Source organism: Streptomyces sp. NPDC104226, from assembly GCF_055584085.1.
On record NZ_JBVJMS010000013.1, the window covers coordinates 65,378 to 78,967 of the forward strand.

The 13,590-nt window shown below is 72.0% G+C and carries 15 protein-coding genes; 13 read left to right on the plus strand and 2 right to left on the minus strand.

The features are described from left to right. The first annotated feature begins 142 nt into the window (after positions 1 to 142). The 5 genes from ACZ60J_RS33640 (at position 143) to ACZ60J_RS33660 (ending at position 5,063) form a co-directional block, all read left to right on the plus strand. Complete coding sequence (locus ACZ60J_RS33640; RefSeq protein ID WP_469687779.1) at positions 143 to 1,096, plus strand: helix-turn-helix domain-containing protein; 954 nt, start codon at positions 143 to 145, stop codon at positions 1,094 to 1,096. 137 nt (positions 1,097 to 1,233) lie between these two features. Next, complete coding sequence (locus tag ACZ60J_RS33645; protein WP_469687780.1) at positions 1,234 to 2,034, plus strand: class I SAM-dependent methyltransferase; 801 nt, start codon at positions 1,234 to 1,236, stop codon at positions 2,032 to 2,034. Next, positions 2,031 to 3,704 carry an AMP-binding protein gene (locus ACZ60J_RS33650; RefSeq protein ID WP_469687782.1) on the plus strand — a complete coding sequence of 558 codons (1,674 nt, stop codon included), beginning with the start codon at positions 2,031 to 2,033 and terminating at the stop codon, positions 3,702 to 3,704. The genes ACZ60J_RS33645 and ACZ60J_RS33650 overlap by 4 nt, the downstream gene beginning before the upstream one ends. A gap of 91 nt (positions 3,705 to 3,795) precedes the next feature. Continuing rightward, positions 3,796 to 4,464 carry a TetR family transcriptional regulator gene (locus tag ACZ60J_RS33655; RefSeq protein ID WP_469687784.1) on the plus strand — a complete coding sequence of 223 codons (669 nt, stop codon included), beginning with the start codon at positions 3,796 to 3,798 and terminating at the stop codon, positions 4,462 to 4,464. 26 nt (positions 4,465 to 4,490) lie between these two features. Next, positions 4,491 to 5,063 (plus strand): CGNR zinc finger domain-containing protein, encoded by a 573-nt coding sequence (locus tag ACZ60J_RS33660; protein WP_469687786.1) that lies wholly within the window; start codon positions 4,491 to 4,493, stop codon positions 5,061 to 5,063. A gap of 281 nt (positions 5,064 to 5,344) precedes the next feature. Here ACZ60J_RS33660 and ACZ60J_RS33665 read toward each other — a convergent pair whose 3' ends face one another. After that, positions 5,345 to 6,295: an SDR family NAD(P)-dependent oxidoreductase gene (locus tag ACZ60J_RS33665; RefSeq protein ID WP_469687788.1), complete on the minus strand. Its 951-nt coding sequence runs from the start codon at positions 6,293 to 6,295 to the stop codon at positions 5,345 to 5,347. Between the two features lie 238 nt (positions 6,296 to 6,533). Between ACZ60J_RS33665 and ACZ60J_RS33670 the strand changes: the two genes are divergently transcribed. The 7 genes from ACZ60J_RS33670 to ACZ60J_RS33700 all read left to right on the plus strand — a co-directional run bounded on the left by ACZ60J_RS33670 (position 6,534) and on the right by ACZ60J_RS33700 (position 11,822). Beyond that, a complete protein-coding gene (locus ACZ60J_RS33670) occupies positions 6,534 to 7,049 on the plus strand; it encodes a toxin-antitoxin system HicB family antitoxin (RefSeq protein WP_469687789.1) in 516 nt (171 codons plus the stop codon). 112 nt (positions 7,050 to 7,161) lie between these two features. Further along, on the plus strand, positions 7,162 to 8,013 hold the full coding sequence (locus ACZ60J_RS33675; protein WP_469687791.1) for a DUF4097 family beta strand repeat-containing protein: 852 nt from the start codon (positions 7,162 to 7,164) through the stop codon (positions 8,011 to 8,013). Between the two features lie 76 nt (positions 8,014 to 8,089). Beyond that, positions 8,090 to 9,091 carry an ATP-binding cassette domain-containing protein gene (locus ACZ60J_RS33680; protein ID WP_469687792.1) on the plus strand — a complete coding sequence of 334 codons (1,002 nt, stop codon included), beginning with the start codon at positions 8,090 to 8,092 and terminating at the stop codon, positions 9,089 to 9,091. Continuing rightward, on the plus strand, positions 9,088 to 9,870 hold the full coding sequence (locus ACZ60J_RS33685) for an ABC transporter permease (RefSeq protein ID WP_469687794.1): 783 nt from the start codon (positions 9,088 to 9,090) through the stop codon (positions 9,868 to 9,870). Before ACZ60J_RS33680 ends, ACZ60J_RS33685 begins: the two co-directional genes overlap by 4 nt. Positions 9,871 to 9,968: 98 nt before the next feature. Beyond that, complete coding sequence (locus ACZ60J_RS33690; protein ID WP_469687796.1) at positions 9,969 to 10,805, plus strand: alpha/beta fold hydrolase; 837 nt, start codon at positions 9,969 to 9,971, stop codon at positions 10,803 to 10,805. Beyond that, complete coding sequence (locus ACZ60J_RS33695) at positions 10,798 to 11,526, plus strand: TetR/AcrR family transcriptional regulator (RefSeq protein WP_469687797.1); 729 nt, start codon at positions 10,798 to 10,800, stop codon at positions 11,524 to 11,526. The genes ACZ60J_RS33690 and ACZ60J_RS33695 overlap by 8 nt, the downstream gene beginning before the upstream one ends. Positions 11,527 to 11,654: 128 nt before the next feature. Beyond that, on the plus strand, positions 11,655 to 11,822 hold the full coding sequence (locus ACZ60J_RS33700) for a hypothetical protein (protein WP_469687798.1): 168 nt from the start codon (positions 11,655 to 11,657) through the stop codon (positions 11,820 to 11,822). A gap of 106 nt (positions 11,823 to 11,928) precedes the next feature. On the opposite strand, the gene ACZ60J_RS33705 is transcribed toward ACZ60J_RS33700, so the two are convergent. Beyond that, the gene (locus ACZ60J_RS33705) at positions 11,929 to 12,945 is read right to left on the minus strand and encodes a helix-turn-helix transcriptional regulator (protein WP_469687799.1); all 1,017 of its coding nucleotides are present in this window, start codon (positions 12,943 to 12,945) and stop codon (positions 11,929 to 11,931) included. A gap of 299 nt (positions 12,946 to 13,244) precedes the next feature. On the opposite strand from ACZ60J_RS33705, the gene ACZ60J_RS33710 reads away from it, so the two are divergent. Beyond that, positions 13,245 to 13,442: a hypothetical protein gene (locus ACZ60J_RS33710; protein ID WP_469687801.1), complete on the plus strand. Its 198-nt coding sequence runs from the start codon at positions 13,245 to 13,247 to the stop codon at positions 13,440 to 13,442. The last annotated feature ends 148 nt before the right edge of the window (positions 13,443 to 13,590 follow it).

Here is a 13,590-nt window from a genome sequence, read left to right on the forward strand (position 1 = left end):
CTGTTCCTGGCCTGTTTGCGCATGAAAGCCGAGGTGAGGCCCAGTCGATTGGAACTTCTGATGGCGATCGAGTACCTGCATGAAGGTATGTTTCTATGGGCTTGCTTGTCATGACACGACGCTTCCCGGAGCGAGGAGAACGATGGACATGCTGCCCCTCCGCGTGCCGAGCGCATTCGTGCCGGACCGCAGTCCAGCGCTCGCCGCACCCGCCACCTGCACGGCACGGGTCATCCGTACGCACAGCGAGTCCGTGCACGGGACCACCGTCCGCCGCGAGTTCGGAGACGTCACGATCTCCCTCGTCACCGGGGAGGCCCACGAAGCCGTGCGCCCCGGTCGCCACATCCGCCCCGACCCCGCCGAGTCCCTGCGGGTGTTCCGGGCGCTGGCCGGCGAGATCCACGTGCACCAGGACGGCCGCCGCGGCCAGGCGAGCGGCCCGCAGATCATCTGCTGCGACACCAGCCGCCCGTACCGCCTCGTGCTGCCCCGGCCCTTCCACCTGGTCGAGGTCCAGCTGCCGCACCGCCACCTCGGCATGTCGGCCGGCGACACCGCCAAGCTGACCGCCACCGGCTGGTGCGGACGGATGGGCGCGGGCGCCCTGCTCTCCCAGCTCCTCGCCGGACTCCACGACCACGGCACCGAGATCCACGCCGCCGTCGACCGGGTCGGCGCCACCGTGGCGGGCCTGACCGCGGCCGTCCTCGCCGACCGGCTGCGCAATGTCGCCGCCGAGGACGAGGTGGCCCGGCACGACCTCATGCTGGGCATCCAGGCGTACATCCGGGCGCGGCTCTCCGACCCCGACCTCACCCCGCAGGCGATCGCCGAGCACCACAACGTCTCGCTGCGCTACCTCCAGCGGATCTTCCAGGAGCAGGGGACCAGCCCTGCCCGGTGGATCCGGGACGAACGCCTCGCCCGCTGCCGGTCGGAGCTGCGCGACCCGCGGCTCGAACACCTGCCCGTCGGGGTCATCGGCGAACGGTCCGGCCTCTACCAGGCCTCGCACTTCAGCCGGCTCTTCCGCGACCGGTACGGCCTCACCCCGCGCGGCTACCGGACCATGCGCGAGCCCGTGCCCACGTAGGGCCGTGGCCACGGAGAGCCCGTGCCCACGGAGGGGCCGGGTCCTCGCAGAAGCCGCCGTGCCCCCCGTGGGGGACCGCCGCCGCCGAGCACCGACCGACGAGCACACCGACCGACGCGCACTGACATCCGAGGAGGATGACGGATTTGACCGGCACGAGCTTCGAATTCCCCGGTGAGTACTACGAGATCATGCGGAAGGACTTCCGCAACCTCGACGCCGAGACGGAGTTCCTCGCATCCCTGCTCCCCGACGCGGGCACCGTCCTCGACCTGGGCTGCGGCACCGGCTCCAACCTGCGCGCCCTGCGCGAGCGCGGCCACCGCGGCACCGGCGTCGACCAGAGCGCCGCCTTCCTGGAGTACGCCCGGGCCGCCGGCGACGAGGGCATCTCCTACGTGGAGACCCGCGCCGAGGAGTACCGCACCGACGAGCGCTACGACCTCGTGTACAGCCTCTTCATGACGCTGAACTACCTGGACCGCGGCCGGCTCCCGGCCGTCCTGCGCTCCGTGCGCGAGCTGCTGAACCCCGGCGGACAGGTCGTCCTGGAATTCGGCCACATGCTGAACTTCGTCGACTCCTTCCAGCCCAACAGCGTCGGCCACCACCGCCGGGACGGGGTCCTCATCACCCGCCTGGCCCGCCAGTTCATCAACGCGCACGCCGCGAACTGGCGCAACGAGGAGACCCTGCTGGTCCGCACCGCGGACGGCACGGTCGCCATGTACGACAACTTCTTCGACCAGGCCGTCCTGACCGGGCCCGAGGTCCGCGAACTGCTGGCCGCGGCGGGACTGACCATCACGGCCGAGTACGGCGGGTTCCGCAAGGAGCCCGCGCCCTTCCACGGCCGGGGCCCGCTCGTCATCGTGGCCACCGCGACCCCCGCCGACTCCGCGTCCGACACCGCTCAGCAAGAGGAGAACCAGGCATGACCGGCACCGGCATATCGCTGCTCGACGGCGGGCCCGCCCCCGAAACCGGCGTCGCGCACCTCGGCGCCGCGCTCGTCCGCGCCGTCGCCGAGAGCGAGGGCACGGCCGACGGCCGCGGGGTGACGTACATCCGCGCCGACGGCACCGAGGTCCACCAGAGCTACGCCGAGCTCCTCGACGACGCCTCGCGCGTCCTGGCCGGCCTGCGCGCCTCCGGCGCCGCGGTCGGCGAGAAGATCATCCTGCAGTCCGCGGACGACGCCGATCTCCTCTCCGGCTTCTGGGCCTGCATCCTCGGCGGCTTCCTGCCGCTGCCCGTTAGCGCCGACGCGGTCAACGGCCCCGGCCTGCTGGAGCGGGTCTGGGCCGGCTACGGCCGCCCCCGCGTCCTGACCGGCACCGGCCAGGAGATCGCGCCCGCCGTCACCGCCGACGCCGACTGGACCGCCGCCCACCTGGGCGACGTGGCGAGCCTGCGCACCGCCCACGAGCCGGACCTCGCCTGGCACGAGCCGGACGCCGTGGACCCGGCCGTCCTGCTGCTCACCTCCGGCAGCACCGGCGTGCCCAAGGCCGTCACCCTGACCCACCGCAACATCCTCACGCGCAGCGCGGCCACCTCCCGCGTGAACAAGCTCGACGCGGACACCCGCACCTTCAACTGGATGCCGCTGGACCACATCGGCGGCCTCGTCATGTTCCACGCGCGCGACGTCTTCCTCGGCGCCGCCCAGGTCCACGCCAAGATCCAGTGGGTTCTCGAGGACCCGCTGCGCTGGCTCGACGCCGTCTCCGCCCACCGGGCCGACACCACCTGGGCGCCCAACTTCGCCTTCGTGCTCGTCAACGACCAGGCCGACCGCTTCGAGGGCCGCGGCTGGGACCTGAGCCCGCTGCGCTACATCATGAACGGCGGCGAGGCCGTCCGCTCCGGCGTCGTCCGCCGCTTCCTGGACCTGCTGGCCCCCTACGGGCTGCCCGCCACCGCCATGTTCCCCGGCTGGGGCATGTCCGAGACCACCGCCGGCGTGGCCGACTGCCAGTTCACCGAGGCCGCCGCCGGCGACGACCGCTACGTGCCCGTCGGCCGCCCGCAGCCCGGCACCCGCATCCGCGTCGTCGACGAGCACGGCGCCCTCGTGCCGTGGGGCGTCACCGGCCGCCTCCAGGTCACCGGCTCCACCATCACCTCCGGGTACTACGACAACCCCGTGCAGAACCGCCAGTCCTTCACGGACGACGGCTGGTTCAAGACCGGCGACCTGGCCTACGTGGAGAACGGCATCCTCACCGTCACCGGCCGCACCGACGACGTCATCCAGCTCGGGGAGATCGCCTACCACGGCCACGAGATCGAGGCCGCCGTCGAGGAACTCGACTTCATCGAGCCCTCGTACACCGTCGCCTCCCTGGTCACCGCCGAGCCCGGCGGAGACGAGGAGCTCGCGGTCTTCTTCAGCCCGCGCACCGGCACCCTCTCCATCACCGGTGAACAGGGCGAGCGGATCCGCGAACGCGTCCGGGAGCGGCTGGGCGTCGACGTACCGCACCTGCTGCCCGTCGACCGGTCCGAGATCCCCAAGACCGGCATCGGCAAGCTCCGCCGTGCCCAGCTGCGCAAGAGCTTCGAGGACAGCCTGGCCTCCGTCCCGGCCGGCACCGCGGCCTGATCGTACGGGTGGTGGGGGGGGGGGGGGGTGGCCCCCCCCCCCCCCCCCCACCACCCGTACGTCTCCACCCCCCTACGCACGAGGAGCGCCCATGGCGCAGCAGGAGCGAGCCGAGCGGACGCGCCGGGCTCTGATCAACGGTGCCGCCAAGGCCATCGACCTCTACGGCTACGAAGGGGCCTCGCTCGCCGTCATCTGCACCGCCGCAGGAGTGACCAAGGGCGCCTTGATGTACCACTTCCCCGCCAAGGACGACCTGGTCAGAGCGGTGCGCACCGAAGCCCGGCAGGCGGTCCTGGTCGCCCTGGGCGCGGTACCGCACCGCGGGATCCGGCCCTTGCAGGCCGCCGTCGACATCACGCACGCGGTCGCCGGGCGGCTCGGGCACGACCCCGTCGTACGGGCGGGCGCCCGGCTGACCCGGGAGTTCGTGCACTACCCCGACGGCAGCGTCTCCTGGACCGACGCCGTCCGCGAGGAACTGGCCGACGCCCTGGAGGGAGCGGCCGACCCCTGGGGAACGGCCGCGCAGCTCGTGTACGCACTGGTCGGGATGGACGTGTGCCTGCGCGCGGAGAAGGTCCGCCCGGGCCGGTCCTGCGGGCCGCTGCGCGGGCACCTGACCCGGCTGTGGCAGCTGATCCTGCCCGGGATCCTCGCGGCGCCGCAGGCCGTGGAGCTGTACCGGGCCGAGGGCTCGTCGCCCTACTGCGCCTTCGCGGCCGCCCCCGAACCCGTGCACCTCGGGCCGCGGGGGTGAGCGTGGACCGAGCAGGAGCCACGGCCGTGGCGCCGAGCGCGCCCGATCCGCGTCCGCTGACCGGCGAGCCGCTCAGCCTCGACCTCCTCAACACCCTCTGGCACGACCGGTACGGCCGCTACGACCTGCTGGACTCCACCGCCGGCCTCGCGTGCTGGCTGGCCGGGTCCCGGGCGGCCGCCGCGTACGCCGGCGGCGAGCTGCTGGCCGACCGGACCACCCTGACCGCCGTGCGGGCCGCCCGTACCGCGCTCGCCGGTGTGGCCGGGCGCCCCGATGCGGGGCCGATGGCGCTCGACGCCTTCAACCGGCTGCTCGACGCGGGGCGAATACGGCGGCTGCTCACTGCCTCCGGGCCCGTGGAGCGGTTGGAGGCGCCCGATTCGGGGCGGCTGCTCGGGTATCTCGTGGCGGCGGATTACCTGCGGTTGCTGAGCACTGCGCGGGAGCGGGTGCGGAGTTGTGCCAATCCGACGTGCGGGTTGCTGTTCCACGACGTCAGTCGTAACGGGACCCGGCGGTGGTGCACGAGCACGGGGTGCGGGAACCGGGCGAAGGCGGCCCGCCACTACGCCCGCCGAACGGCCTCCACCCCCTGACCCCGGGCCGGGCCTGGCCCTTGGCCCCGGATTGGCCCCCGCCTGGCTGCGGGGTGTGCCGCTGCGCGGGGCGGAGTCCCCTACCCGCCCTTCCACCGTTCCCCGGGCTCCGCCCGGACCCGTGCCGCGTGCGGCGCCGTTGCCGGGGGCCAGCTCCCGGACCCCCGCTCCTCAAACGCCGGAGGGGCTGAATGGTGCCGGTGCTTCCGGAATGGGTCGCTTTGCCGGACGGCCGATGATCACGGTGACGCCCGTGTTCCTCCAGGCCGGTCGCCAGCCGGTCAGCCCTGCGCGTCGCGCCCGGCCGGTGCCGCCGCGAGGCCGGTCCGGACGTGTTCGGCGAAGTCCCACAGCGCCTGCTCGCGCCCGGGGTCGTAGGACTCGCGCGACGACGGGGTGATGTGCGTGCGGTCGATGTAGGAACCGGAGGGCGCGCCGGTCCGCCCCGTGACCACGGCCGCGAGCTTGCGGCCCGCCACGGGCATGGTGTCGGCCAGCGGTGTCAGGGCCATCAGGGGCACGACCCTCATCATCATGAACCGCCCGATCGCACCGGCGTCCCGCGACAGGCCAGTCCCGGGGACGACGCCCGGGTTGTACGCGACGATCCCGGTGCCCTCGGGCATCCGCGGCGCCCACGCGTGCACCAGGTGGATCGCGGCCAGCTTGCTGGTCGTGTAGGCCGTCCGGCCCGCGGTGACCGAAGTCGGGTCGGGGAAGGTCCCGGGGCGCGCCAAGACCTCCGGGGCGGCCCACCTGGGCGCCGGCATCGATCCCATGTTGTGCCGGAAGTCGCCGAAGTGGGTGTCGCTGACCGTCACGGTGGCGCGGGCCCCGGGTTGCAGGCTCGGCGCCAGTTCCGCCAACAGCACGTGGTTGGCCAGCACGTTCACCGCGAACGTGGTCTCGAAGCCCTCGTCCGTGGTGTGCACGGCGTCGGTGAGCGAGACGCCGGCGTTGCCCGCGATCCCCCGCAGCGGCGGGAGCTCGCCGCGCTCCAGGCGCCGGGCCACCTCGCGCGCCGCCGCCTGGACGTCGGCCAGGCGCGAAAGATCTGCCCGGACCACCGAAACCCGCTCCGCGCCCGTGGGCAGCGCGGACACTGTGTCAGCGGCCGAGGCCCCCCGGGCGAACAGCACCAGGTGCAGCTCCGAGTCCCGTCGCAGCAACTCGCCGACCGCGACGCGGCCGATGCCGCTGGTGCCTCCGGTGAAAACAAGAGTGTGCGCCATCAGCCCTCCGCCCAGTAGTCGGATTTCGACATTATCCGTATTTGCCCCATCTCGTCCCGCAGTGCGAGGAGCAGAACGCCGGCGCAGCTCCCCCAGCGGTGGTGCCGGATGGTGTCACGGTGGCGCAAGGTGGTGTCATCGCGCTGAGCTGGGTGTTTGTGTGTGGTGGCGGCATGGGGTGGTGGTGTGGTGCCACATTGGCTCGACATGGCGCCATTGCTGTGCCATGCTGTGCGACATGGACCTCACGCCCTACGTCACCACCCTCCGCCAAGAGCTCGCCGTCGCCGCCGAGGCCGGCGGCGACGAAGCCCGCAAGCTGGCCGAGAGGCTCACCGCTCCCCTGGAGTCGGCCACCCGGCTGACCCTGCTCAACGTGCTCTCCGCCGCGATGGACGAGATCACCCGTGAACTCGCCCCCGGCTCGGTCGACGTACGGCTGCGCGGGCTCGACCCCGAGTTCGTGGTGACGGTGCCGGCGGGCGAGAGCCACGCCCCCGTGGAGCCGGCCGCCGCCGAACCGCTCGCGCCGCACGCAGCCGCCGAAGGCGACGAGGGCGGCACCGCCCGCGTCAACCTGCGCCTGCCGGCCCACCTCAAGGCCCGCGCCGAGGAGGCCGCGACCCGCGAGGGGCTGTCGGTCAACGCCTGGCTGGTGCGCGCCGTATCGGCAGCGGTCGACGGCGGCGCCCGGCCCCGTACGGCGGAGAAGTCCCAGAGCGTGGGGCAGAGCTTCACGGGTTGGGTCCGTTAGGCGGGCCCTTCAGCCCATCGCACTGCATCGCATCGCACCGCACCGCATCAGTTCGCCCACACCACGTCCCACCAGCGGGGACACCCGGAAGACCCAAGAGGACGGGACAGCCATGCCTTCTTTCGACACCTCCGAAGCGATCTCGGTCACCGCCCACGTGGAGGCCGGTTCCATCCAGTTCACCGCGGGCGACCGCAGGGACACCGTCGTCGCGGTGCAGCCCCGGGACCCGAAGCGCGACAAGGACGTACGGACCGCCGAGCAGACCGAGGTCACGTTCGCGGGCGGCGTGCTGACCGTCAGGACGCCCAAGTCCAGCCCGTTCGGCAAGCCCGGCATCGTCGACGTGACGGTCGAACTGCCCACGGGTTCGCACGTCGACACGACCGGCGCCTGGACCCAGGTGGTCGGCGAGGGCCGGCTCGGCGAGGTCCGGGTGAAGACCTCTTCCGGCGACGTCCGCCTCGACACGACCGGCCCGCTCAAGCTGACCGCGTCGCACGGCTCGATCACCGTGGACCGGGCCGAGGGGGCGACCGAGATCAGCACCAGCTCCGGCAGCCTGCGCCTCGGTTTCGTCGACGGCCCCGCCGTCCTGAAGAACTCGCACGGCACCACGACCGTCGGCGCCGCCATCGGCGAGCTGCGGGTGAGCGGTGCCAACGGTGACATCGAGGTCCGGCGGGCCGAGGGCTCGGTCACCGCCAAGACCGCCCACGGGACCCTGCGGGTGGGTGACGTCGCCCGCGGCAGCGTGGAGCTGGAGACCTCCTACGGGGCCATCGAGGTCGGCGTCCGCGAGGGTACGGCCGCCTGGCTCGACGTCAGCTCGGGCTCCGGCCAGGTGCGCAACACGCTCACCGCGTCCGGGAGCCCGGAGGGGAGCGCGGACACCGTCAAGGTCCGCGCCCGGACGAAGCACGGCAACATCGACGTCCGTCGCGCCCTGGCCTCCGGCATCTGACCAGGAGCCGGCTTCTCTCACTTCCGATTCGGCGCCGCCTCCCCCCCGTTACTTCAGCCTTCGAATGGAGGGCCTCATGCCTTCTTCTGTCATGCCCACATCACGTCGAGCGGACGGGCACCCGTCTCCGGCGGCCGTCTCCACCGTCGGCCTGCGCAAGTCCTACGGGGACAAGACCGTCCTCGACGGCATCGACCTGAGCATCCCGGCCGGGTCCGTGTTCGCACTGCTCGGCCCCAACGGCGCCGGCAAGACCACCGTCGTGAAGATCCTGTCCACGCTCATCACCGCCGACGGTGGTCAGTCCCGGGTCGGTGGCCACGACCTGGCCGCCGATCCGCAGGCGGTGCGGGCGGCGATCGGGGTGACCGGGCAGTTCTCGGCCGTGGACGGGCTGATCACCGGGGAGGAGAACATGCTCCTGATGGCGGACCTGCACCACCTGTCGAGGGCGGAGGGGCGGCGGGTGGCCGCCGAGTTGCTGGAGCGGTTCGACCTCACCGAGGCGGCGAAGAAGCCGGCCTCCACGTACTCCGGTGGCATGAAGCGCCGGCTCGACATCGCGATGACGCTGGTGGGGGATCCGCGGATCATCTTCCTCGACGAGCCGACCACGGGTTTGGACCCGCGGTCCCGTCACACCATGTGGCAGATCATCCGGGGGTTGGTTGCGGGTGGGGTGACGGTGTTCCTGACGACGCAGTACCTGGAGGAGGCGGATCAGCTCGCGGATCGGATCGCGGTGTTGAACGACGGCCGGATCGCTGCCGAGGGCACTGCGGAGGAGTTGAAGCGGCTGATCCCCGGAGGTCACGTACGCCTGCGGTTCTCCGACCCGGCCGTGTACGGGGCCGCGGTGGCCGCGCTCGGTGAGGCCATCCGGGATGCGGAATCGCTCACCCTGCAGGTTCCCAGCGACGGCAGTCAGCGTGAGCTCGGTTCCCTCCTCGGGCGGCTGGACGCGGCCGGTGTCGAGGCGGACGAGCTGACCGTGCACACGCCCGATCTCGATGACGTGTTCTTCGCCCTGACCGGCCCGGCCGGCGTCCCCAACCAGTCCAAGGAGAACGTCCGATGAGCACCCTCGCCCTCGCCGTCCGCGACTCGTCCACGATGCTGCGCCGCAACCTGCTGCACGCGCGCCGCTACCCGTCGCTGACGCTGAACCTGCTGCTGACGCCGATCATGCTGCTCCTGCTGTTCGTCTACATCTTCGGAGATGTGATGAGCGCGGGGATCGGGGGCGACCGGTCCGACTACATCGCGTACCTCGTGCCGGGGCTGCTGCTGATGACCATCGGCAGCACCACCATCGGTACCGCGGTGTCGGTGTCCAACGACATGAGCGAGGGGATCATCGCCCGCTTCCGGACCATGGCGATCCACCGCGGGTCGGTGCTCATCGGGCACGTCGTCGGCAGCGTGCTGCAGTCGATCGCGAGCGTCGTGCTCGTGGGCGCCGTCGCGGTGGCCATCGGGTTCCGGTCCACGGACGCCACCGTCCTGGAGTGGTTCGCGGCGTTCGGGCTCCTCGTGCTGTTCGCCCTGGCGCTGACCTGGATCGCCGTGGGCATGGGGCTGATCAGCCCGAACGCCGAGGCCGCGAGCAACAACGCGCTGCCGATGATCCTGCTGCCGCTCCTGTCCAGCGCTTTCGTGCCGGTCGAGGGGATGCCGGGCTGGTTCCAGCCGATCGCCGAGTACCAGCCCTTCACCCCGGCCATCGAGACCCTGCGCGGGCTGCTCCTCGGCACCGAGATCGGCCACAACGGGTGGATCGCACTCGCCTGGTGCCTGGGCCTCGTCGTCCTCGGGTACTTCTGGTCGGCCGCGAAGTTCAACAGCGACCCGAAGTAGGGGTGTGGGGTTGGGGTTGACCACTGTGGCTAATGGCATTAGCTTGTGAGTGACAGACATTAGCCACAGCGTTGGTCACCAGTTCTGGGGGACGGGTCATGACGGAGTTTCTGAACACCGAAGGCGGACGCCTCGCGTACGAGGTCACGGGCGAAGGTCCGCTGATCGTGCTCGCCCACGGCATGGGCGACAACCGCGCCGCCTACCGCGAGACCGCGGCCCTCCTCGTTGCCGCCGGGTACCGCGTCGCCTCCACGGACCTGCGCGGACACGGGGAATCGAGCACCGGCTGGACCTCGTACACCCGTACCGACGTGGCGGGCGACCTGCTCGGCCTGATCCGGCACCTCGACGGACCGGCCGTCATCGTCGGCCACTCCTTCGCCGGCGGCGCCGCCACCATCGCGGCGGCGCAGGAGCCCGCGCTGGTCGACGCCGTCGTCGAGATCAGCCCGTTCACCAGGGCCCAGAAGATCGACTTCGGGGCCCTCGGCTCCAACGCCCGCTACCGCAAGGGCATGCTCCTGCTGCTCGGCACCGGCATCCTGCGCAGCAAGGGGCTGTGGAAGCGCTACCTCGACCACGCCTACCCGGGCGCCCGCCCCGCCGGTCACGCCGCCCACCTCGAGGCGCTCGACGCCGACCTGGGGCGGCCGGGCCGGATGGCCGTCGTCGCCGCGATGGGGATGTCCGCCCCCACCGACGCCGGCGCGCGCCTCGGCGACGTCCGGTGCCCCGCGCTGATCGTCGAGGGCGACCTCGACTGCGACTGGGCCGACCCGGTCGCCGAGGGCGCGGCCATCGTCGCCGAACTGCCCGCCGGGCGCGGCCGCCTCGTCACGATCGAGGGTGCGGGCCACTACGCCCACGCGCAGTTCCCCGCCGAAACCGCCGCGGCCATCCTGTCCTTCCTGAAGGAGACCGCCCGTGCCTGAGCCGTCTCTTTCGGATCTTGCCGGGTCCGCGACGCCCGGCACCGCGCCTGGCCCCACTGCCGAGGCGACCGAGTACGCCCAGTACCCGAGCGCCCCGGCAACACGCCCAGGCACGGCACCAGACACCGCGGACTCGGCCGACAAGATCCGAAAGAGGCGGCCCAGGGCCTCGCTCTCGGCCGCCGCGGTCGTCGACGTGGCGCTCCACCTCGTCGACGCGGAGGGGCCGGCGGGCCTGACCCTGTCGGCGGTGGCGGGCCGGGCGGGCGTGGCGACCCCCTCCCTCTACAAGCACGTGCGCAGCCTCGCCGAGCTCCGCGACCTCCTGTCGGCGCGGATCATGGACGAGATGGCGGACGAGATCGGCATGGCCGTCATCGGCCGCTCCGCCGACGAGGCGATCCGCGCGTTCATGACGGCCTGGCGCAGCTACGCCCTGCGTCACCCCCACCGGTACGCGGCCCTGCTGCACAGCCCCGAACCGCGCACGGCCGAAGCGGGGGAACGCCTCATCACCATCCTCTTCGCCACCCTGCGCGCCTACGGCCTGGAGGACTCCGCGGCCGTCCACGCGGCCCGCTGCCTGCGCGCGACCGCCCACGGCTTCGTCTCCCTCGAAACCGGAGGCGGTTTCGCCCTGCCCGAAGACCTGGACGAGAGCTACGCCCTGCTGACGCACATGGTCGTCACGGGCCTGCACACGCCGCGCACCCCGCACTGACCCGGCACGGCCGGCTCGCAGCATGCTGCGAGGCGGAATGCCGGAAGCTGCACCCGGAACCGGGCCGGGCGGGCGGTGCCCGCTGTCAGAGTGGAATGGCCATCCCCGCTTCCGAAGGAGCCACCACCATGGCCCAGACCCAGAAGAACCCGCTCGCCGTCACGACCGGTGTGCTGATCGCCCTGCTGGCCTCGTCCACCGTGCTGTTCGACGGCACCGCGCGGTACGTGGTCATGGGTGTGCTCGCCGTCGGCGTGCTCTCCTGCGCCCGCGCCCTCCAGCGGTCCCGCGGTTAGCCGTGGCCGTCTTAGCCGGTCCGGCCGGCTTGACCGGAGTCCGCGACGGGGGAGCAGCTCCGACGCGGACTCCGTGCTTACCGGGCGGCCGCAGGGGCCGCCCCGCTCAGATCCAGCCGCGCTCCCGCGCGAGCAGCGCCGCGTGGAACCGGTTCGACGCGTCGAGCCGGTGCATCAGCGTCGCCACGTACTTGCGGTACGTCCGCACCGAGATGCCCACGTCCCGCGCCCCGTTCTCGTCCTTGTCGGCCGTGCACAGCGACTCCAGGATCCGCCGCTCCAGCTCGGTCGGGCGTTCGCCCGACACGGCCGGCCCCTCCTCGTCCGCCGCCGCCGGTATCTCCTGCGCCTGTCCCCACATCCGGTCGAAGAGGGACACCAGCGTGGTCACCAGGCCCGGTTCACGGGTCAGGAGCGCTCCCCGCTTGCTGTCGGAGGGGTCGATCGGCGTCAGCGCCGCCGCCCGGTCGAAGATGAGGATGCGCTCCAGGTCCAGGCGGGACACCCGCACCTCCGCCCCCTTGCCGACCATCTCCCGCAGGTACGCCATCGTGGCCGGATCGTCCAGCGCGGCCGCCCCGAACAGGCTGCGCATCCGGATGCCGCGCCGCAGGATGCGGGCGTCGGCCGGCCGCGAGGTCTCGATGATCTCGGGCCGCATCACCCCGGAGGGCCAGGTGGTCATGGACTCCGACCGGGTGAAGAAGGTCAGCTCGTCGATGGCCGCCCGCACCTGCTCGATGCCCATCAGCCGTTCCATGGGGGGCCGGTCCGCCCCCGCGATCGCGTCCGAGGTGGTGGCCGCGTCCCGCTCAGCGAGCAGCGAGGCCACGACCGCGTCCGCCGCCGCCTTCGACTCCAGCTCCTGCCGCATCCGCGCGAGCCGGGCGTCGATCAGGTGCTGCACCGCCTTGGCGGGACTGACCGGGCGCAGCAGCCCGTCGGTCATCGCGGCGAGCCCCAGGGCCGTGGCCCGTTCCCGCAGGACGCGTACCGCCTCCTCGTCCAGATCGGCGTGCCGCACGAGCTGTTCGGGATCCGCGCCACCGCTCCTGAGCAGGACGCGGTAGAACCGTTCGTCCTCCGGATCGATATCGAGAAACGCCAGATCCGGATCCCCCATGGATTCCCCCAACGCCGTGGCCGGTCATTACCCGGCCTAGATCTACCTGTTACCCCGGGTCGAGGCTACGGCAATGATCCATTCCGCTTCCGCCTTACGGTCCACAAGGGGGTCTCGGACGGTGCAGTAAGTGACCTCGCAGAACGCAGCAAGCTGCGCGTGACAGCCCTCGAACGGAGCCTTTCCGAACGGCAGAGTTGTGGTCACAAGGAGCCGCCGGGAAACACCGGAGGCCACCGGAACCGGGCAGGAAAGAGCCGGGTCCGGGACGGACCGCAGACCAAGGGGGAACCACCGTGATGAAGCGCCTCAGCGTCACTCTCGCCGCCGCCGTACTGATCGGCCTGGCCGGTGCCGGCACCGCGAACGCCGACGCCCCCGCCCCCGCACCGCTTCCCGCCCCCGGCACCCAGGTCTGCGTACCGATTCCGGCGGGCCTCCCGCTCCCCGGCGTCTGCGTGATCATCCCGGGCCGCGACACCCACAACTGGGACTAGCGGCTCGTCCCGGAGGGTCCTTCCGGAAGAGATCGCCACTTGATCTCCGACCCGGAATTCCCCCCGGTGGCCCGATCCCGGGATATTCGATCTTCCTCGCCCCTTCCGATCACCAATCATCCGGCTCCCGGGAAACGAACTCCCGGAC

Excerpts from the sequence above, each read along its gene's own strand:
- ACZ60J_RS33640 (WP_469687779.1), top strand. The coding sequence starts at position 143 with ATGGACATGCTGCCCCTCCGCGTGCCGAGCGCATTCGTGCCGGACCGC.
- ACZ60J_RS33645 (WP_469687780.1), top strand. The coding sequence starts at position 1,234 with ATGACGGATTTGACCGGCACGAGCTTCGAATTCCCCGGTGAGTACTAC.
- ACZ60J_RS33650 (WP_469687782.1), top strand. The coding sequence starts at position 2,031 with ATGACCGGCACCGGCATATCGCTGCTCGACGGCGGGCCCGCCCCCGAA.
- ACZ60J_RS33655 (WP_469687784.1), top strand. The coding sequence starts at position 3,796 with ATGGCGCAGCAGGAGCGAGCCGAGCGGACGCGCCGGGCTCTGATCAAC.
- ACZ60J_RS33665 (WP_469687788.1), bottom strand. The coding sequence starts at position 6,295 with ATGGCGCACACTCTTGTTTTCACCGGAGGCACCAGCGGCATCGGCCGC.
- ACZ60J_RS33670 (WP_469687789.1), top strand. The coding sequence starts at position 6,534 with ATGGACCTCACGCCCTACGTCACCACCCTCCGCCAAGAGCTCGCCGTC.
- ACZ60J_RS33675 (WP_469687791.1), top strand. The coding sequence starts at position 7,162 with ATGCCTTCTTTCGACACCTCCGAAGCGATCTCGGTCACCGCCCACGTG.
- ACZ60J_RS33680 (WP_469687792.1), top strand. The coding sequence starts at position 8,090 with ATGCCTTCTTCTGTCATGCCCACATCACGTCGAGCGGACGGGCACCCG.
- ACZ60J_RS33685 (WP_469687794.1), top strand. The coding sequence starts at position 9,088 with ATGAGCACCCTCGCCCTCGCCGTCCGCGACTCGTCCACGATGCTGCGC.
- ACZ60J_RS33690 (WP_469687796.1), top strand. The coding sequence starts at position 9,969 with ATGACGGAGTTTCTGAACACCGAAGGCGGACGCCTCGCGTACGAGGTC.
- ACZ60J_RS33700 (WP_469687798.1), top strand. The coding sequence starts at position 11,655 with ATGGCCCAGACCCAGAAGAACCCGCTCGCCGTCACGACCGGTGTGCTG.
- ACZ60J_RS33705 (WP_469687799.1), bottom strand. The coding sequence starts at position 12,945 with ATGGGGGATCCGGATCTGGCGTTTCTCGATATCGATCCGGAGGACGAA.
- ACZ60J_RS33710 (WP_469687801.1), top strand. The coding sequence starts at position 13,245 with ATGAAGCGCCTCAGCGTCACTCTCGCCGCCGCCGTACTGATCGGCCTG.